At 39.1% G+C, this 20110-nt stretch carries 17 protein-coding genes and 1 tRNA gene; 15 read left to right on the forward strand and 3 right to left on the reverse strand.

From position 1 onward, the window contains the following. Positions 1-78 precede the first annotated feature (78 nt). Both BTN98_RS20645 and BTN98_RS20650 read right to left on the reverse strand, forming a co-directional pair. The gene (locus BTN98_RS20645) at positions 79-411 is read right to left on the reverse strand and encodes a tetratricopeptide repeat protein (protein ID WP_240616121.1); all 333 of its coding nucleotides are present in this window, start codon (positions 409-411) and stop codon (positions 79-81) included. Positions 412-530: 119 nt separating this feature from the next. Next, positions 531-1190 (reverse strand): tetratricopeptide repeat protein, encoded by a 660-nt coding sequence (locus BTN98_RS20650; RefSeq protein ID WP_240616122.1) that lies wholly within the window; start codon positions 1188-1190, stop codon positions 531-533. Between the two features lie 62 nt (positions 1191-1252). On the opposite strand from BTN98_RS20650, the gene BTN98_RS13090 reads away from it, so the two are divergent. The 4 genes from BTN98_RS13090 (at position 1253) to selB (ending at position 5432) form a co-directional block, all read left to right on the forward strand. Beyond that, positions 1253-1849 (forward strand): hypothetical protein, encoded by a 597-nt coding sequence (locus BTN98_RS13090; protein WP_060997195.1) that lies wholly within the window; start codon positions 1253-1255, stop codon positions 1847-1849. A gap of 134 nt (positions 1850-1983) precedes the next feature. Continuing rightward, positions 1984-2075 (forward strand) — tRNA-Sec (locus tag BTN98_RS20350). Positions 2076-2175: 100 nt separating this feature from the next. After that, on the forward strand, positions 2176-3585 hold the full coding sequence (gene selA / locus BTN98_RS13095; protein ID WP_060997194.1) for an L-seryl-tRNA(Sec) selenium transferase: 1410 nt from the start codon (positions 2176-2178) through the stop codon (positions 3583-3585). Next, positions 3585-5432: a selenocysteine-specific translation elongation factor gene (gene selB, locus BTN98_RS13100; RefSeq protein WP_060997193.1), complete on the forward strand. Its 1848-nt coding sequence runs from the start codon at positions 3585-3587 to the stop codon at positions 5430-5432. Before selA ends, selB begins: the two co-directional genes overlap by 1 nt. A 53-nt stretch (positions 5433-5485) precedes the next feature. On the opposite strand, the gene BTN98_RS13105 is transcribed toward selB, so the two are convergent. Next, on the reverse strand, positions 5486-6544 hold the full coding sequence (locus BTN98_RS13105; protein ID WP_065190142.1) for a hypothetical protein: 1059 nt from the start codon (positions 6542-6544) through the stop codon (positions 5486-5488). A 501-nt stretch (positions 6545-7045) separates the two neighbouring features. Between BTN98_RS13105 and BTN98_RS13110 the strand changes: the two genes are divergently transcribed. The 11 genes from BTN98_RS13110 to BTN98_RS13160 all read left to right on the forward strand — a co-directional run bounded on the left by BTN98_RS13110 (position 7046) and on the right by BTN98_RS13160 (position 20075). After that, the gene (locus BTN98_RS13110; RefSeq protein ID WP_060997191.1) at positions 7046-7660 is read left to right on the forward strand and encodes a 4Fe-4S dicluster domain-containing protein; all 615 of its coding nucleotides are present in this window, start codon (positions 7046-7048) and stop codon (positions 7658-7660) included. Further along, on the forward strand, positions 7657-9588 hold the full coding sequence (locus BTN98_RS13115; RefSeq protein ID WP_060997190.1) for a proton-conducting transporter transmembrane domain-containing protein: 1932 nt from the start codon (positions 7657-7659) through the stop codon (positions 9586-9588). The genes BTN98_RS13110 and BTN98_RS13115 overlap by 4 nt, the downstream gene beginning before the upstream one ends. Further along, positions 9588-10541, forward strand: coding sequence for a respiratory chain complex I subunit 1 family protein (locus tag BTN98_RS13120; RefSeq protein ID WP_060997189.1), 954 nt, complete (start codon positions 9588-9590; stop codon positions 10539-10541). Before BTN98_RS13115 ends, BTN98_RS13120 begins: the two co-directional genes overlap by 1 nt. Positions 10542-10550: 9 nt before the next feature. Further along, positions 10551-12305 (forward strand): hydrogenase large subunit, encoded by a 1755-nt coding sequence (locus tag BTN98_RS13125; RefSeq protein WP_060997188.1) that lies wholly within the window; start codon positions 10551-10553, stop codon positions 12303-12305. Between the two features lie 8 nt (positions 12306-12313). Then, positions 12314-12862: a formate hydrogenlyase complex iron-sulfur subunit gene (locus BTN98_RS13130; RefSeq protein WP_060997187.1), complete on the forward strand. Its 549-nt coding sequence runs from the start codon at positions 12314-12316 to the stop codon at positions 12860-12862. Further along, positions 12859-13692, forward strand: a complete 834-nt coding sequence (locus tag BTN98_RS13135) for an NADH-quinone oxidoreductase subunit B family protein (protein ID WP_060997186.1) — start codon at positions 12859-12861, stop codon at positions 13690-13692. The genes BTN98_RS13130 and BTN98_RS13135 overlap by 4 nt, the downstream gene beginning before the upstream one ends. Then, positions 13689-14138 (forward strand): formate hydrogenlyase maturation HycH family protein, encoded by a 450-nt coding sequence (locus tag BTN98_RS13140; protein WP_060997185.1) that lies wholly within the window; start codon positions 13689-13691, stop codon positions 14136-14138. The genes BTN98_RS13135 and BTN98_RS13140 overlap by 4 nt, the downstream gene beginning before the upstream one ends. Before the next feature lie 32 nt (positions 14139-14170). After that, the gene (hycI, locus tag BTN98_RS13145) at positions 14171-14665 is read left to right on the forward strand and encodes a hydrogenase maturation peptidase HycI (protein WP_060997278.1); all 495 of its coding nucleotides are present in this window, start codon (positions 14171-14173) and stop codon (positions 14663-14665) included. Positions 14666-14934: 269 nt separating this feature from the next. Beyond that, positions 14935-15483, forward strand: a complete 549-nt coding sequence (locus BTN98_RS13150) for a 4Fe-4S dicluster domain-containing protein (RefSeq protein WP_060997184.1) — start codon at positions 14935-14937, stop codon at positions 15481-15483. A gap of 56 nt (positions 15484-15539) precedes the next feature. Then, positions 15540-17684 (forward strand): formate dehydrogenase subunit alpha, encoded by a 2145-nt coding sequence (gene fdhF / locus BTN98_RS13155; RefSeq protein ID WP_082732112.1) that lies wholly within the window; start codon positions 15540-15542, stop codon positions 17682-17684. A 321-nt stretch (positions 17685-18005) separates the two neighbouring features. Beyond that, on the forward strand, positions 18006-20075 hold the full coding sequence (locus tag BTN98_RS13160) for a sigma 54-interacting transcriptional regulator (RefSeq protein WP_060997181.1): 2070 nt from the start codon (positions 18006-18008) through the stop codon (positions 20073-20075). Positions 20076-20110 lie beyond the last annotated feature (35 nt).

A 20110-nucleotide genomic window follows, 5' to 3' on the forward strand; every position in this document is an offset into this window, starting at 1 on the left:
ATTTAAATTATGGTTGGGTTTATATGAATATAATCAAAAATTAAAAACCACTTTATTATAAAGTGGTTTTTTAATTTGTTATTTTTTTAGAATGTCTTGAGCTCTATCATTACCATTTTTTGCTGATTCTATTAACCAATATTCTGCTTTTTCAATTGAACTATCAACCCCATCACCATTGATATAAATACTAGCAAGATTATACATTGCACGATTATTACCATGTGATGCTGATTTTTTATACCAGTAAATGGCTTGTGTGAAATCTTGTTTTATTAGATTTCCTTGATCATATATTTTAGCTAGTTCAAAACTTGCTTCAGGATAGCCATTTTTATCCGCAGATTTAAGTTGAGTTATTACTATATCAATATCATTGTTAATAAGGTCTAAATTCTCAATCCCCAACATCGCTAGTTCATATAACGCCTTAGGATTGTCTTGTTTTGCTGCAGCTTGAAGGTGAGCATAACTTTTTTGTGTGTTTATGGGAGCTTTATAAAGACCTTTACGATATATATCGCCTAGAATTAAATGTGAAAATTGGTGATCTTTTTCTGCCGAAATGTGTAATAAATCAATTGCTGCTGCAGTTTTATATTTAACTCAAGGTAAGAAATAGCTAATAAATATGCTGAGTATTCATTATGTTGTTCGCTGTTTTTCTCAAGAGTTTTTATAACATCCTGATGTTTTTTTTGAATAAAATATAAATATCCTAAAGAGTAAGAGGATGGTATATGACCTTTATTATGGTTCATTAGCAAATATGATTCAGCCTCATCATGCATTACATTGCCACCACGGCCATCAATTAGCATTAACGCATAATAGTAACGTGCAAGAGGATGATCCATTGTTGCGGCTTGTTGATACAACTTACGTGCTTTTACCTCTGAAAGTGGGACGAGTTTTCCTTCTTCATATAATGCAGCTAAATAAAACAACGCATCTGAATTATTTGAAAGTGCAGCAATTTTATCTATCTGTTGTTGACGTTCTTCATTTGATGTCGATTCATTTTCAATTATTAATATAGATTTTGATAATGGTGAAAGAGTTGGGGGTTTATTATTATCGTAAGATAAAGATGATATTTTATTATTAGATTTTATTTCAACTGGTAGCTCATTTTTTTCTGTTGAGCAACTTGTTAATATTATTAAACTTGATAGTATAAGCCTCTTCATTATTGATTTCTCCTATCCCTGTACTATTGTTAATTTTAGAACATAACTTAAAGGGATGTATTATGCGTTTACTATTTATTTCATTATTTTGTTTATTAATCACATCGTGTGCTTCAAGTAATTTAACATCCTCATGGGTAGATAAAACTTACACTCAAATTCCGATCAAAAGTACATTAGTTGTAGCCATGTCAGATAATTTACGTGTGCGACGTATATTTGAAGATGATATGGTGAATGACTTTAGAAAAAACGGTGTTAATGCTATTTCAAGTTCACAGCTATTTCCAAATAAATTACCATCTAAAAATGATATCGCAGGATATATAAAAGCTAATAACACCCAAACTGTATTTGTCGCCCAGTTAGTCAATATTGAAGATAAAAATATTCGTTATCCAGGTAATAATTATGGTTATGGCAACAGCGTTTCATTCCATAACTATTATAATAATTCTTATAGCTATATTTATGATGATAGCTACACAGTATCGTATGAGTTTGTAAACGTAGAATTTACCTTATTTGATACCAAAAGCCATAAACCGATTTGGTCAACATCATCAGAATCTGTTGATCCAACCAATATGAATGACATTATTGCTGAGTTAACTGATATTTTGATTGAAAATCTACAAGATAATGGGGTGGTACGATAACACTATTGTGCATTTTAATGGTCAAATATTACCCATTTAAAATAATTCCCTCTAGGTATGTCATTATTTGTTATACAAATTGATATAAATCAAATAATGATAATGGCTGTTACACTATCATGCACAGGAATTTCGGAATGAGATGAGGTCTGGTGGCCTTCTCGGTCTTCAAAACCGATGTGAGCTGTATAAGCTCTGGTAGGTTCAATTCCTGCCTCTTCCGCCATTTTTCGCGCGTTTAAATGGTTCCCTGACACTCATTAACTATCTCTTCTTGAGTTCATAGTGTGAGTGCTGTTGTCTGCAATTCAGCCAAGGAACTTACCGTGAATACTATTGCACCCTCAGATAGTCTTTCCTCATCATCAATATCCACTGTTAATTATCGCTTACCTCAAATTGAACAATTACTGCAACATTCAGATTTAGCTGATTATGTGCGTTTATTAAGTCGACCTGTTGTAACAAATATTTTGCGTCAGTTATTTACCTCTATTCGTCAACATCCTAATTTTAAAACTCAAGGTGTTAATGATCTTGATGTGATGACATTAGTACTTGATAGTTGCCGTCAATTGCAACGCCGTCGTCAGCAGCGAGTAATAAATGCTACAGGGATTGCTGTGCACACCAATCTTGGTCGTTCACCAATTGATGAACAGATTTGGGATAGCGTTAAAGCGGTTAATACAGGTTATAACAATCTTGAATTGAAATTGAGTGATGGTAAACGTGGTGATCGTAATGGTTTATTACCTACTTTGATTCAGAGTTGGATTGGGGCTGAAGATTGTGTGGTGGTGAACAATAATGCGGCATCAGTTTACTTAGTGCTACACGCTTTAGCGGCGGGTAAAGAAGTAATCGTATCTCGCGGTGAGCAAATCCAAATTGGTGGCGGTTTTCGTATCCCTGATATTCTAGCCCTTTCTGGGTGTAAGTTAGTTGAAGTTGGCACCACCAATATCACCACCAGTGATGACTATATTAATGCCATTACAGACAATACCGCGATGGTATTAATGGTACATCAGTCTAACTTTTCTATGCAGGGATTCACCGAATCTCCCGATATTCAGGATGTGGCTGAACGCTTACCTGAACACGTGTCATTAGTGATCGATCAAGGCTCTGGTTTATCCTCTGAACAATATGCGCAAAGTGAAGTGTCATTACCGCGTTATTTGCAAATGGGTGTTGATCTAGTCTGCTTCTCTGGTGATAAAATTATCGGTGGCCCACAAGCGGGTATTATTGCTGGGTGTCCAAAACTTTGTCAGCAACTGGCTAAAAACCCGATGATGCGAACTTTCCGCCCTGGACGGATTGTTTTATCGCTGCTTGAGCAATTATTGGTTCAGAAGCTAAATCGTGATCCAGCGGCTGTTGGTGTCGCACAACAGGCGTTAGATCGTGCCAAGGTTAGTCAAGCGTTAGCACAACAATGGGCACTACGTTGGAAGGCCTATGCACAAGCTGTACCGCTAATGATGCAAGTTGGTGGTGGTGCTATTCCTAGTGAAACTTATCCTTGTTATGGTTTAAAACTTACCTTACCCGGTAACGCACAGCTACATTTAGATGCGCTACGTGAGTTACCGATCCCAATTATTGGTTATGTTAATAGTAACCAGTTGCTATTAAATGTCGCGACTTTATTAGACAGCGATCATGCGGTCTTTATTGCTCAACTTGACGATTATATTCAATCTTATACAAATACTGAGGTTAAATAATGGCAGTAACTCCAACACAATATCAAGCAGTGGTTGGCCTTGCTGGGCATGTCGACCATGGTAAAACAGCATTAATTGAAGCATTAACAGGCATGATCACTGCTCGTCCTCATGAGCAGCAATTAGGCATGACCCAAGATTTAGGTTTTGCCCATTTTCAAGATGATCATGGCAATACCATTGGGGTGGTTGATGTTCCAGGCCATGAACGTTATTTGCGAAATATGGTTGCGGGTGTGTGGCACTTAAATGTGTTGTTATTAGTGGTAGCTGCCGATGAAGGCTGGATGCCAATGACGACTTCACATTTAGATGTGGCGCATGCAATGGGAATTGAAGATATTGTCGTTTGTATCAATAAGCGCGATAAAGTCAGTGCTGAGCAATTAGCTGAAATAGAAGATCAAGTGTTAGAACAAGTCATGGAACGTAGTGGTTTGTTACCTGAAATTGTGACTGTTTCTGCATTAAAGAAAGATAACATTGAAGCCCTGCGCCAACTTTTAATTGATACCGTACAGGTAAACATTGCACGTCATAAAGTTATCGTGCCAGCAAACAGTGATGATATTGCAGTGCTTGAGTCTGCGACAGATCCTCTAATGTATATTGATCGGGTATTTGTTGTTAATGGAATTGGTACAGTGCTTACAGGTACGTTAGCGCAAGGACAATTGGCTATTGGCGATAAAGTACGGTGTCATCCATCAAATCTTATAGGTACGGTGCGATCTATTCAGGCGTATCACCAGCAATTAACTTCTGTTTCAGCAACATGCCGTGTCGCAGTGAACATTAAAGGTGTGGGTCGTAAAGATATCGGCAGAGGGCAATTGATCACGGGTATCAATCAGCAGATTACCTTACGCGATCAATGTATTGTACGGCTAACCAAAACGGCAACAAAGTTAAAAGTTAAAAAACAACGCCAAGTCGAAGTTGCGATGGGAACGTGGCACGGAACTGCACGTTTAAGCTATATTCCTAATACTGAGTTAGCGCGATTAGTGTTTGAAAAGCCAATTCCGTTATTATTTGGTCAACGATTAGCCATGATCCAAAAAGGCGGCAGTGGCTTACAGCATGGCGCAGAAGTGGTGTGGACCGATTATATTTTTGGGTATCAAAAACGCCGTCTATACGATGTGCTAAATAATTTACCACAGCAATTACAACCACAATCCCAACGACAAATGTTACTTGTTTTACAAGGTTATTTTGAATGTGCAGATGCAGATTTTAAAGCTTGTCAACAACAAACATACATCGCGCCATTTTGTTTTGATAGCCAATGGTTAGCGGATATGTCACACCAAATTGAAACATTATTAGGTGCAGGTATTGCGATGGCTTCAGCAGAGCTCTGTAGCCGATTACGAATCAATGATGCAGTGATTGAATTGATCATGCAGCGTTTGAAGCAACAAGATAAGGTTCATTTAAGCTATGGTAAATGGTGTATTGGCCAAGGTGATAATGAAGATGATTTACCGCAAGATGCGCTGAATATTCTGCATCAAATTCGTCAGTTCGGAAAAGCAGGTTTAGAGCTGAATAAGGTAAAAGTTGTTGGTGGCAAAAAATGGTTACGACAACTAAGTCATCAGAAATATATTACTGCACTTGATGAAAATATCTATTTTGATATGGGGATCTATTTAGATTTAGTGAAAGCTGTTATCGCTGAACATCAACCTCATGATCGTATTACTATGACAGATATAAAAGATCGTACAGGGTTAAGTCGTAAGTATTCTATTCCATTAGCTAACCGAATGGAAAAAGACGGTTGGGTTAAGCGTGATAATGATGAACGTATCATTTTAAGATCATGGCAAAAAGAGTAGCTGCATAAAAAAGCGGAGTGGATATATATCCACTCCGCTTTAAGTATTGTTAATTAATATTTAATACTTAAACTGAAATCAGAACTGTGATATTTTTCATTTAACGTTGTAGTAACACGAATTTTATTTTGATTAGATATTTTATAACAACCAATGTTTGCATTCGGTATCACGCTTGAAGCACCAACATTCATTGAGCATTGCAATTGTAAATGCTTAACGGCTTTATTTTTTGGTAAAAATGGTTCAGGTATATTAACTTCATAAATACCGAGTGACTTTTTCACGGCAAACAGTTGGCTAATTTTAATATCAGGACCTTGAGTGATACTAACAGAGCCAATTGAGCCATTAGACTGAACGCGAATATTAATATCATGTGATGTACGTACATATCTTAGTTCCTCAGGCGGTGTTGGTGGTGATATATTCTCGACAAATTTGATACCAGCTTCATAATTAATCCCTTTTACAAACCCTGACACGCTGCCATTAAGGTGGTTCCTAAATCCCATCCAATTGTATTTATTGGTAATATCAGTGCCTGTATCTAGAACTGCTGCAACGGCTCTAGGCTCGGTATGATGTAATTGCGACTGTAAGAACTCTAGCTCATCAGCATCGTTTTCATACTCAGCATGGTTATTTATTCTATGCTCAATTTCTGCTATTTGTTGCTTAATAGTTGCGCGTGGTGTTTTTGTACATACTAATTCGCCATTTGCATTTAGTATTGAATAAGACTGCATATCAGCAGGATGAGAGTCTGATGAATAAGTAGCAAGTGTTTGTACAGTATATTTGATATATTTGTTGTGACTGTTTTTTATTACCTGAGTGTTAAATGGATCGATAGCAACAGAGTCCGTTGTAATAAAAGAAAAATAACCAGTACCAGAACAATCTGTATTTTTATAATAAGTGTTTTTTGTCAAAATAGAGGCATATTCTGGGTAATTAGCATATTTCAAGTTGCCATTAACATCCATTAAACCATTCCACTCGCCTCTGAATAAAGAAGCAATAGAGTTATATTCGTGAATATAATCTTCTGGATCGTGAGTATAACCAATGAAGTTACCATTAGTATCTTGATAGTAATTACTTGACATTGATTCAGTCGCATAATTAAAAGATGAGATGAATAAACCACAAATAAGCAAAGATAATTTTTTGAAGTAGTTGTTTATCATTATAGTGACATTTTAAGTTATTATTTAGAAGTATAATAATGCCTTTGTTTTTAAAGCGCCACCTTATTAATATTGATTATATTTATCATGTAAAATATATATAAAAGTTAATTAATGCTCCTATTTTACTGCTATATCAATATAATTTTATTATATTATTAATTATAATAATTTATACATGTGGTTTGTTTGACTGCCAAAATAAAGATGACAGTGAAATACCTTTAGTGTCGATATGTGTCGATGTCGAGTGTCGACATAATCTGTGACGACATTTAATTGAGTATATAGCTACAACAAAAGTAAATTAGCGTCATGAAACCTTTGTTAAATTACTGAAATAATTAGGGTAAGTTAAATTATCCCTATTTGGCATAATTATTGCTTTAATAGGTTTTTTTGCGATTGACTAGGTAGACAATGAAAAGCTTTGTAATTGCAGATCCTGAGAAGTGTATTGGTTGTGGCACCTGCATGGCAGCTTGTTCGACAGTACATAAACAACAAGGACTGCAAAGCCATCCCCGCCTAACCGTGGTTAAACTTGATGACGCCACTGCGCCTGTGATGTGTCGTCATTGTGAAGATGCACCTTGTGCAACTGTATGTCCAGTGCAAGCGATCACTAAGCAACAAGATCGTGTGATGCTTAATGAAACATTATGCGTCGGTTGTACGTTATGTGCTGTTGCTTGTCCTTTTGGTGCAATCGCTTTTGATGGTAGTCGACCTATTGCGATGGCAAATAGTTACGATACTTATATCCCTTCAACCATTCGTTCAAGTAACCCTTCAACTTCAATCCCCAGCACATTTGGTCAAGATATTCTTGCTTGGGAGCCTGGAGTAAAGAGCATTGCGGTTAAATGTGATTTGTGTGGTTTCCGTGAACAAGGACCAGCCTGTGCTGAAGTGTGTCCAACACAAGCGATCGTGCTAATTGACGAAGCAAATATTGCTAAAGCACGCGATATTAAACGTGAATGTGCGGCGGATAGTTCAGCATCAGCCAAAGGTGGAGCAGTAACACGATGAGTCCATTAGTTTTAGTTTGTTTTGCTTTAATAAGTTATGCCGTGGCTGCGATTCTATCGTATCAAGGGCGTAAGCATGAGCAAGAAAGTTTACGCCTTGCTGGTGTGATCAGTGCCTTTGGTGGCCTGTTTGGCATTATTGCAGGTATTAGCACCATCGTATCAGGTTACGATACTGCCGATGCTACTGCTGCAATGAGCCATTGGTTCAGCATGGATATGTTATCAGCATTGATGGTGGTGGTTATTTCTGTGGTCACCATGGCAGCATCTGTTTATTCAATTAATTATCTTGAAGAATACTATGGCAAAGGCGGTTGGAAAGTTAATGTGCTTTTCAATATTTTTGCTGCAGCGATGACAGCCCTTGTGGTGTCAGCCAATGTAATGGTCTTTATTATTTTTATGGAGATCATTTCACTGGCTTCTTGGCTGATCGTTATTAGTGATGGTAGCGTTAAAAGTAAAAAAGCTGGCTTGCAATATTTTATTGCTGATCATGCCGCGAGCTTATTGGTTGTGGTGGCATTTATGATCGTAGCTTCCCATGCCGACAGTTATCAATTCAGCGCTATTATGCAAAATCCTGTTACAGGGGCAACAGCATCATTGGTGTTCTTATTGGCTTTAGTGGGTTTTGGTATTAAAGCTGCTGGTATTGGTTTACATGGCTGGTTACCGAAAGCGTATCCAATTGCTCCGTCATATTGTTCAACCTTAATTTCTTGTGTGATGGTTAAGATTGGCATCTACGGTATTTTGAAATTTGCGATTTTATTCCTTGGCGCAACTCAATTGTGGTGGGGTTTCTTGGTATTAATCTTTGGCGCGGTATCTTCTGTGCTTGGCGTAATGTATGCGTTGGCAGAACACGATATCAAACGACTATTGGCTTACCATACGATTGAAAATATTGGCATTATTTTAATTGGTGTCGGTGTGAGTATGATTGGTATTGCGTCACATCATCCAGTGTTAGCTCTACTTGGTCTATTGGGTGGCTTATACCACTTATTAAATCACGCGGTGTTCAAAGGCCTATTATGTTTAGGCTCTGGTTCAATTGTGTTCCGCATGCATACTAAAGAAATGGATGACATGGGTGGCCTAGCAAAAACAATGCCAAAAACAGCGGCTGCGTTTTTAATTGGTACATTGGCAATTTGTGCCTTACCACCATTAAATGGCTTTGTGTCTGAGTGGTTTATTTATCAGTCATTATTTAGCATGGGTAAAGTAGGCTCGGTTGCTAACATGCTATTTGGTCCGTTTGGTATGGTAATGCTAGCCTTTACCGGTGCTTTAGCTTGTATGTGTTTTGTGAAAGTGTACGGTATTTGTTTTACTGGTGCGCCTAAAACAGAGCGTGCTGCAAATACTCGCGAAGTGGGTCCTGCGATGATTACAGCGACAACATCACTGGCTGTATTGTGTGTTGTACTTGGTGTATGTGCGCCGTGGATTGCACCTTATTTCTCATCCATTGCATCTTCAATGTTAAACATGGCGCCAATAACGGTTGCACATGGTTTAACGGTTTATCCTGCGGTTGCTGATCAAGCAATTCTTTCAACACCAGTAATTGCGATTGTATTGGCACTATTAACATTAGTTCCAGCAGCGTTGCTTTATGCTTTCCGTCAACGTCGTCTTGAGCGTCGTCATCAAGGTGATCCTTGGGCGTGTGGTTATCAATATGAGCAAAAAATGACGGTATCAGCGGCGGGTATTACCCGTCCGATGCGCCATATGTTTGGGTTTATTTATAACAACCGTCAGCAATCATTTACTGAACGCTTTGTATTGCCTTATCTAAGTAATGGTGGTGAAACGCCGACACTAGATGGCCGTAAAGTGTGTCGATTCTGCATTATTGCCGTAGTGGTTGTGGTGTTATTCGTTCCTCTCATTTCAGGAGTTAGTCTCTAATGTCCCCACTTGAAATGCCAACAGCGGGTTGGATCGTATTAGCGATTTTTCAAGCCATATTAATGTTGATGTTAGCGCCGCTTGCGACCGGTTTCTCTCGCGTTATTCGTGCCAAAATTCATTCGCGCCAAGGTCCGGGTGTATTACAAGACTACCGTGATATTGCCAAATTATTACGTCGTCAATCGGTTGCTCCAGCAAACTCTGGTTTTATTTTCTGGATCATGCCATGGGTGTTAGTGGTAACAATGCTATTAATTGGTATGGCATTACCAACGGTTACTCAAGTGTCACCATTTCCTATTTCAGGTGACATTATTACCGATATTTATCTGTTAGCGATTTTCCGTTTCTTCTTTTCGTTATCAGGTATTGATTCAAACAGTATGTTTGCAGGTATGGGTAGTAGCCGTGAGTTAACACTTGGTATTTTAGTTGAGCCAATATTAATCCTAGCTATTGTTGTGGTTGCACTGAGTGTTGGTACGACCGATTTAGGCTATATCAGTCATGCGTTAGCCAATAATTATTGGCAGCATCCACTAACTATTATTCTTGCTGGTATTGTGTGTGCATTTGCGTTGTTTATCGAAATGGGCAAACTACCGTTCGATAGTGCAGAAGCAGAACAAGAGTTACAAGAAGGCCCTGTGACAGAATATTCTGGTTCTGCATTGGCAATGGTGAAATTGGGTTTAGGTTTAAAACAACTTGTTGTTGCGCAGCTATTCCTAGCGATTTTCATCCCTTGGGGCAAAGCAAGTAGCTTGAGTTTTGGCGGTTTATTTTCAGCTACCATTATTCTGTTGATTAAATTGTTTGTGGTGTTCTTAGTTGCTGGCTTGGTTGAAAACACCATGGCACGTGTACGTTTTACTCAGGTTAATCGCGTAATTTCCCCTGCGTTTTTAGTGGCTGTATTGGCACTGATATTTTTAATTTTTGGTTGGTAAGTAATAGATATGACAAACAATACATCTCAACAATTTCACTCGCAGCCACAAGCGGGTCGTATTGGTAAAAACTATGTCGATGGTGTGAATCATTTCTTTCCATCCGCGATTATTGATGAAGAATGGCAGACAGAAAACCAAGTTACTATCACGGTTAAAATGACCTCATTGGTTGAAGTGATGAAGTGGCTTTATTACGATCAAGGTGGCTGGTTAACGGTTACTTTTGGTAATGATGAGCGTAGTCTTAATGGTCACTTTGCGGTTTATCATGCGCTTTCTATGGAAGGTGAAGTGAAAAGCTGGGTAACGGTAAAAGTATTGGTTGATGCTAATAGCCAAGAGTTTATCTCTATTACGCCAACCATTCCTGCCGCGGTATGGGGCGAGCGTGAAATCCGTGATATGTACGGTTTACGTCCGGTAGGTTTGCCTGATGAACGTCGTTTAGTATTACCTGATGATTGGCCTGAAAATCTACACCCATTACGTAAAGATGCGATGGATTACCGTCAGCGTCCACAACCGACAACAGAAACTGAAACCTATCAGTTTGATAATCAACTGGGCGATGATAGCAACCGTATTGTACCTGTAGGTCCTTTGCATATTACTTCTGATGAACCGGGTCACTTCCGTTTGTTCGTCGATGGTGAAGACATTGTTGATGCCGACTACCGTATGTTCTATGTTCACCGCGGTATGGAAAAATTAGCTGAAACACGCATGGGTTATCATGAAGTGGCACAGCTAACTGACCGTGTCTGTGGTATTTGTGGTTTTACTCATAGTGTTGGTTACAGCAATACCATCGAAAATGCGCTATCAGTGGATGTGCCATTCCGCGCTAAGATGATCCGTACCGTATTACTTGAAGTTGAACGCTTACATAGCCATATGCTTAACATCGGTCTATCAAGCCACTTTGTTGGTTTTGACTCTGGTTTTATGCAATTTTTCCGCGTTCGTGAAAAAACCATGGAACTTGCTGAATTGCTTACTGGTGCACGTAAAACGTACGGCATGAACTTAATTGGTGGCGTGCGCCGCGATTTTCTAAAACAGCAGCGCGTACAAGGTATTGCGATGGTGAAAGAAGTTCGTCAGAAATTCTCAGAGCTGGTGGATGTATTGCTTGCTACACCTAACATTGGCAGTCGTACAGAAAACGTAGGTGTGTTATCAAAGCAGATTGCACGTGATTACAGTCCTGTTGGTCCAATGATTCGTGCTAGTGGTTTTAATCGCGATGTACGTACTGTGCATGGTCAATCGTTAGAGTCATACGGTAGTGTGCCGATTGATATTCAAGTAATGGAAAATGGTGATGTATTCTCACGAGTGATGGTACGTATTCGTGAAGTATTTGAATCATTAAATGTGATTGAATACGGTTTGGATCACCTACCACCGGGTGCAATTCTCACTGAAGGTTTCGATTACAAGCCAAATAAATTTGCGCTGGGCTTTACTGAAGCGCCACGTGGTGAAAACGTTCACTGGAGTATGACTGGCGATAACCAGAAACTGTTCCGCTGGCGTTGTCGTGCAGCAACATACGCCAACTGGCCAACACTACGTTACATGTTACGCGGCAACACAGTAGCAGATGCACCATTAATTATCGGTAGTTTAGATCCATGTTACTCATGTACTGACCGCGTAACGATTGTTGATACTAAAAAACAGCGCAGTAAAACTATTCCTTATAAAGCGATTGAGCAGTACAGCATTGACCGCAAGAACTCGCCATTTAAGCTTTAGGAGGACATGTGTTTAAGTTATTAAAAACAGTACTTAAAACTGGTAATGTTACTACTAAGTATCCTTTTGCTCCGATGGAAGTTAATGAGGATTTTCGTGGTAAACCTGAACTCGATGCAGATCAATGTTTATCTTGCGGAGCTTGCACTCGTGCTTGTCCTGCCAATGCATTGATCATGGAAACTGATACTAAGTCAGGCACTCGTCGCTGGGAGCTTTCAACCGCGCGCTGTATTTTTTGTGGCCGTTGCGAAGAAGTATGCCCAACTCATGCAATTAAACTGACTCAGAATTTTGAGCTAGCAGTGACCAGTAAAGCTGATCTGTATGATGAAGCGGTTTTTACCTTGGCGAATTGTCGTCAATGTGAGCGTCCTTTTGTTGCAGGTAAACTGCTTGAATATGTGATTGATACCTTAGCGCAAAGCGGCGTTAGCGGTGAACAATTACAAGAACGTCGTAAACAGCTTGAAACTTGCCCTGAATGTCGTCGTAGCAACAACATGCTAGACAGCGAAAATGTCAGTCACCTACGTTACCTTGAGGAGCAAAAGTGAAAGGTATTAAACAATTAGTTGGCACAGCTCATACTCAGACCGTACCGGTTGAATTGCCACCCAATAGTCAAAAACTAAAAGACGCGCTAATCAAGGAAATTCGTCGTTCAGCCTATGTATATCGTGTGGACTGCGGTGGTTGTAACGCATGTGAGATTGAGATTTTTGCCGCAACGACGCCTATTTTTGATACCGAACGTTTTGGTATCAAAGTTGTTGCTTCGCCACGACATGCCGATATTTTACTTTATACCGGTTCGGTAACACGTGCAATGCGTGCTCCAGCATTACGGGCTTATGAAGCAGCACCAGATCCTAAGATTGTGATTTCATACGGTGCATGTGGTTGTGATGGTGGTATTTTCCACGATCTTTACTGTGTTTGGGGGGGTACAGATAAAATTGTTCCGGTTGATGTTTATATTCCGGGATGTCCGCCAACACCTGCTGCAACCATTTTTGGATTTGCAGTGGCATTAGGACTACTTGATCAAAAATTGAAAGCCAAGGTACATCAACCTGAAGTGCAAAAGGCGAGTTTAAAACATACCGAAATTCCATTGGATATTAAGGTGATGATTGAACGTCAAGCACGCTTACTTGCGGGTTATGTACAAGGACAACGTATTGCAGATGATGTATTGAATGTACTTGCAACCTGTAGTGCTGATAACGTTGATCAAAAAATAAGTGACTATCTTGCGACCAAAGATGATCCACGTTTAACTGAAATCGTTAATATCTTGCTATCAAAAACCATGGCAGCATTAACTGGTTCAGAAGCTTGTTCTGGTCAAGGTTCGCCATCATGTGGAGGCTGCCAGCAATGAGTGATGTTTTAGCGGAATTAACACAATCTCGACATTTTCAAGGCCGCGTCTATTTTTATACTTTAGGACGTAAGTTTGTTGATGAAAGTTATGATGTGCCTGAAGAAGCTAAACAAATCATGTATTACAGTTTGGCAATTGGCCATCACTTAGGTGTAGTTGATTGCTTAAAAGCTGTGATTGAATGCGAAGGTGATGAATACCTGACATGGATCAGCGCGTTGCCACAAGACGGTGAAGCGTTCAATAAAATGAAGGGCTATTTTGTGTTTGGCGAAATTACTATTTATCCAGAACATCTTAATATGCTGGCGTTAGCCTTTGATCGAATTGATACCTCGACCCAAAATGCGCGCTCACAGCAATTAACCCGCGATTTTATTGCAGCGCTAGGTGATATTCATCGTGAGCCAACCATGTACATGATGATTCGAGGAATACGCTAACTATGCTGCAGGAAGTGAATCTGTCAACCGTGATGGGCAAAAGTGTCTCTAATGATGATGTTGATCTGTCCGTTAGCAATATTGTGCTTACCGTGGGTAATAGCATGATGGGTGATGATGGCGCAGGTCCATTATTGGCGAAAATGATCAAAGCCAACCCGATTGAGAATTGGAGCGTGCTTGAAGGCGGTTCAATGCCTGAAGATTGTCTGCATCTGATTCGAAAATCACAACCGCAACGTGTGATTGTGGTCGATGCGGCTGATATTGGTGAACAAGCTGGAGAAGTTAGGATCATAGATCCAGAAACCATTGTTGATATGTATGTGGTTTCTACTCACAGTTTGCCATTAAATTTCTTAATTGATGATCTAAAAACCTTTGTACCAGAGGTGATTTTTGTCGGCATTCAACCAGCGATTGTGGCATTTTCATTTCCACTAACTGAAATGGTGCAAACCGCCGTTGAAACTATTTATCAACGTTTGCCTGAGTGGCAAGGGTCGGGTGGTTTTGAGCATTGTTAATGCCGGTTGGTACTGTCGATAAATAAACAGTGTCGAAGGGTGTCGATAGTCACTGACGAATAATGTCGAATCAAGTGGCGAGGTTAATGTGGTTATCGACATTACTAAAAAAGGAAGTACAGCACTGCATGTACTTCCTTTTTTTTGATTTAATTTCAGCAATTTAAAAATAAATTTATCAAATCTTTATTTTTGGTATAATTAATGCTTAAAAGGTATCGTAGCATAAGACTATGTTGCGATGTATCGATATCAACAAGGTATAGACCATGAACCGGTTTGTTTTTGCAGATCCAAATCTGTGTATTGGGTGTCGAACTTGTGAAATCGCATGTGTTGTCTCACATCAAGCGGATGGAAAATTAACAGGTGTTGCACCAAAGGATTTTTCACCACGTTTGACATTGGTGAAAAATGCGCATGTAACAACACCCGTAATGTGCCGTCAATGTGATGATGCACCCTGCGCGCAGGTTTGTCCTAATAACGCTATCGTTTTAGAAGATGGCTATGTAAAAGTGATTCAGTCACGTTGTATCGGGTGTAAAACCTGTGTCATTGCTTGCCCTTATGGTGCAATGAATGTCGTGACAAAGATGGTTGAAGAATCAAAAGGTGCATCGCTATTTAAGCGCATGGTGCCTAAATCTCAAGCATTGAAATGTGACTTGTGTTCTCATCGTGAAGCAGGTCCTGCGTGTGTAGAAGTTTGTCCTACTAGCGCTATTCAGATTATTGAACCTGAAACATTACAAGAAACAAGCAAACAAAAACGTGAAGCAGCTGCGCTCAATGCTGCTGTAGCGATTGTGCGCTAAGGCGCTAAGCCCTCGTTTAAATACACATTAATAACAATTATAGCCAAAAGGTTAGTATGAAAAAATCAATTGTTGTTTGTCCCTACTGTGGTACTGGGTGCAAACTAAAGTTGGTTGTCGAAAATAACAAAGTGGTGGCAGCAGAGCCAGCAATGGGTCGTACTAATGAAGGCCAACTTTGTTTGAAAGGCTACTATGGTTGGGATTTCCTCAACGATACCAACTTATTAACACCACGCCTAAAGCAACCAATGATTCGCCGTACTCGTGAATCAGCATTAGAAGCCGTGTCTTGGGATGAAGCTATTCAATTTGCTGGCGATAAGCTAATGGCAATTAAAAAGCAATATGGTCCAGATGCGATAATGACAACAGGTTCAGCCCGCGGTCCGGGTAACGAAGCCAACTATGTGATGCAAAAATTCGCAAGGGCGGTGATCGGAACCAACAATGTTGACCACTGTGCTAGGGTGTGACACGCACCATCAGTCTCCGGTCTGGAGACAACAGTAGGTAATGGCGCAATGAGTAACGCTATTCCCGAAATTCAACTTACTAAATGCTTACTCATATTCGGTTACAATGCGGCTGATTCTCACCCTGTTGTAGCAAGACATATTCTTAAAGCCCGTGCAAATGGCGCTAAGATTATTGTATGTGACCCACGTAAGATCGAATCAGCGCGTGTTGCTGATCAATGGCTAGCGTTAAAGAACGGTTCGAACATGGCACTCGTTAATGCGTTAGCGAATGTGATTATCGAAGAAAATTTATACGACAAATCTTTTGTTGAAAATAATACTGAAGGTTTTGCAGAGTTCCGTGAAATTGCTTTACGTTATACTCCAGAGTCTGTAGAAGAAATCACAGGTCTTAGCGCTGCGGATATTCGCATGGCGGCTCGTACATACGCGGCTGCACCTGAAGCGATGATTCTATGGGGTATGGGTGTTACTCAGTATGGTCAAGCGGTTGATGTGGTTCGTGGTTTAGCTGGCTTAGCATTGTTAACCGGTAACTTTGGTCGTCCTGGTGTTGGTTGTGGTCCGGTTCGTGGTCAAAACAACGTTCAAGGTACCTGTGATATGGGTATGTTGCCTCATCAGTTCCCTGGTTATCAGAATGTCGATGTTGATGCTAATCGCGAAAAGTTTGAAAAAGCATGGGGTGTAGAGCTTTCAGGTAAGCCGGGTTACCGCTTAACTGAAGTTGGCCACAAAGCTGATGAAGGTATTTGTAAAGCGTTTTACATCTTTGGTGAAGATCCAGCGCAAACTGAAGCCGATCTAGCTGCAATGCGTGCAACTATGCGCAAGATGGATCTGGTTATCGTTCAAGATATCTTTATGACTCAAACTGCTGAATTTGCGGATGTTATCTTCCCTGCAACCAGTTGGGGCGAACATGAAGGTGTATACAGTAGTGCCGATCGTGGTTTCCAACGCTTCTATAAAGCAGTGATTCCAACCGGTAATGTGAAGCCTGACTGGGAAATCTTTAGTTTGTTAGCAACGTACATGGGTTACCCTATGTCGTATAACAATACTCAAGAAATTTGGGATGAGTTGCGTGCGTTATGTCCTGATTATGCAGGTGTGACGTATGAAAAAATGGCTGATCTAAAATCGGTACAATGGCCTTGTCCAACAGAAGATCACCCAGGTACATCGTACCTATTTGAAGGTAATAAGTTTACAACACCTTCAGGTAAAGGGATCTTCATTGGTGCTGATTGGCGTCCGCCACTAGAGCAGCCAGATGCTGAGTATCCGTTAGTGTTATCAACGGTGCGCGAGGTAGGTCACTATTCTTGTCGTTCAATGACAGGTAACTGTGCTGCGTTGCAAACATTGGCTGATGAACCGGGTTATGTGCAGATGCATCCAAATGATGCCAAAGCATTGGGGATCGATGATCAACAATTAGTTTGGGTATCATCTCGCCGTGGTAAAATTATCTCACGCGCTAATTATAATGATCGTGTGAATAAAGGTGTGGTTTACATGACATACCAGTGGTGGATTGGTGCTTGTAACGAATTAACCATTGAACATGTGGATCCTATTTCAAGTACGCCTGAATTTAAATATTGTGCAGTTAAAGTAGAAAATATTGATGATCAGCCGTGGGCTGAAAATTATGTACAAACTGAGTACAGTAATTTGAAAGCACGTTTGAAAAACCATGTTGCAAATGCGTAATTAAATTATTTAAATAAGACAGATTACGTTTTATTTGTAGTTTATAACTCATAAATGAAAATAAGGTTTCCAAGATAAAGTATTGATTATTTTTTATCTTGGTGCCTTATTTGTTTTTTTTGTAAAAATAATCGCACTTATTTAATTTTTAGCTCAATAAGTTAATAATATTATTACTTTTATTTTAGTGATGCTATTGTTAGTAATTATTGATTGATATGGATCAATGCTTAGTTATTAAAATACTTGAGAATTGTATAACAAATGATTGAGTTATTATTCACGATTTAAGTCATATTATCAGCAAGAGTTAATGTCAAGATGGAAAATTTTGAAAGCGATTTAATGATCTTTTCTAAGGCATTATTGTCTATTAATGATATATCAGGTGTAATAAATTTTCTAAATAATGAAAGTTTGTTATTCATCGATGCCGATCGTGTTAATATTATTTTAAAAGATGATATAAATGCTCAATCAATATTATATTATCAAGACGCGAATAAAAATTTCCAACGCTATGATTATTCAGAGGATAATATAAGTATTCATCATGTTGTATCATGTGAATATAGTCATTATATTAATGGCGAAGAACTTTATCGAACATTTCCTCAATTATCTATCCATCCGGCATACACTAATATTCAAACTTATTGTAGAATACCGCTACTAATAGCAAATCAGCAGTTAGGAGCAATTGAATATATTAATCTTCGTTTACCGAGTTATGATGATGTAGAAAAACAATTTAAGTTGTTCAATAATATGGTTGCTGCAATGATCGAACATATTCTTGAGCATCAAATTGCTTCATCGTTAACTCAACAATTAAGTAATGAGCATAAGGATTATCAATTTTTAGTTGATATTACTAATGCTGTTATTAATCAAAGTTCAAAAAAAGAACTGATTGGCTCGCTATTACACTTTTTATATCAACGATTTGGAATGAATGAATTATCAATCATTCAATCTCAAGATGGCCACTATAATCAATATTCTGGTGGTGATATTGAAGGTGAAATTGATTATCAATGTCATTTTTTTACTGATGACAGCATGATTAAAAATGCGGTTGAAAATAATAAAGCGGTTATTTTAACTGCGGCTGATATTTATACTTTAAGAGGGGATGATAATAGTCCTTATTTTTCATCGTGGGCAAAAAGTGCTTGTGTTATACCAATGATATTTCGCGGTGTAACCATTGGTTATATTTGTTATGTCAAAGCGGTAGAAAGCCAATTTGAGCCAAGTGAGATTGAATTATTTAAACAAATATCAGCACGAGTTGCATTAGCAATGCACAGTATTAAAGTGCATCAATCTGCGATTCCACATCGCTCTCAAACTAAGTTTATTAGTATCGAAGATAGCTATGATGAGCACGCTATTTTTGATGACATTATTAGTCAAAGTGAAGTGATGAATAAAGTGCTAGAGCAGGTTGCTTTAGTTGCCAGTTGCGATAGTACGGTATTGATTTTAGGTGAATCAGGCACAGGTAAAGAGTTGATTGCACGCGCCATTCATAAAATGAGTCACCGCAGTAAAACCGATATGGTAAAGATGAACTGTGCTGCAATTCCAAGTGGGTTGTTTGAAAGTGAATTGTTTGGCCATGAACGTGGCGCATTTACAGGAGCGGTTACTCAACGTGTTGGTCGGTTTGAGCAGGCACATAAAGGTACATTATTTCTTGATGAAATTGGTGATATGCCATTGGAGTTACAGCCTAAATTATTACGTGCGTTGCAAGAAAATGAAATTGAGCGAGTAGGTAAAAATCAGCTTATCAGTGTCGATGTACGTATTGTGGTGGCGACTAATGTCAACCTGCTGCAAATGGTACAGCAGAAGCAATTCCGTAATGATTTATATTACCGTTTGAATGTTTTCCCGATTGAAATACCGCCGTTGCGAGAACGAGCAGAAGATATTCCTTTATTAGTAAAACATTTTACCCGCGAACTTGCGAAAAAAATGGGTAAAAACATTACCTCAATTGCCGCAGAAGATATGCATATTATGCAGCAATTCTCATGGCCGGGTAATGTACGTGAATTGCGTAACGTGATTGAGCGTTCAGTTATTTTAACTCGAGGCCATGTACTTAATGTACCTACACATGAATTGGTTTCGTCGTCATCTATATTGGCTAGTAAATCTGTTGAAGTTGTGGAACAAGATACGCTATTACCCGCGACAGTTAAATCGCCTTCGCCGATGGTAGATAAACAAATGATAGTGGATGCGTTAATTCGCTGTGGTGGCGTTATTGCTGGCCCTAATGGTGCTGCTAATCAGTTAGGGTTAAAGCGAACCACCTTGTTATCGCGCATGCAAAAAATGGGTTTGAATAGCCAAGATTTTCGATTAATTAACTGAATATCATAAATAAAACATCATCATAGATGAATAAA

The sequence above is a fragment of the Photobacterium aquimaris genome (assembly GCF_002954455.1).
GTDB lineage: Bacteria > Pseudomonadota > Gammaproteobacteria > Enterobacterales > Vibrionaceae > Photobacterium > Photobacterium aquimaris.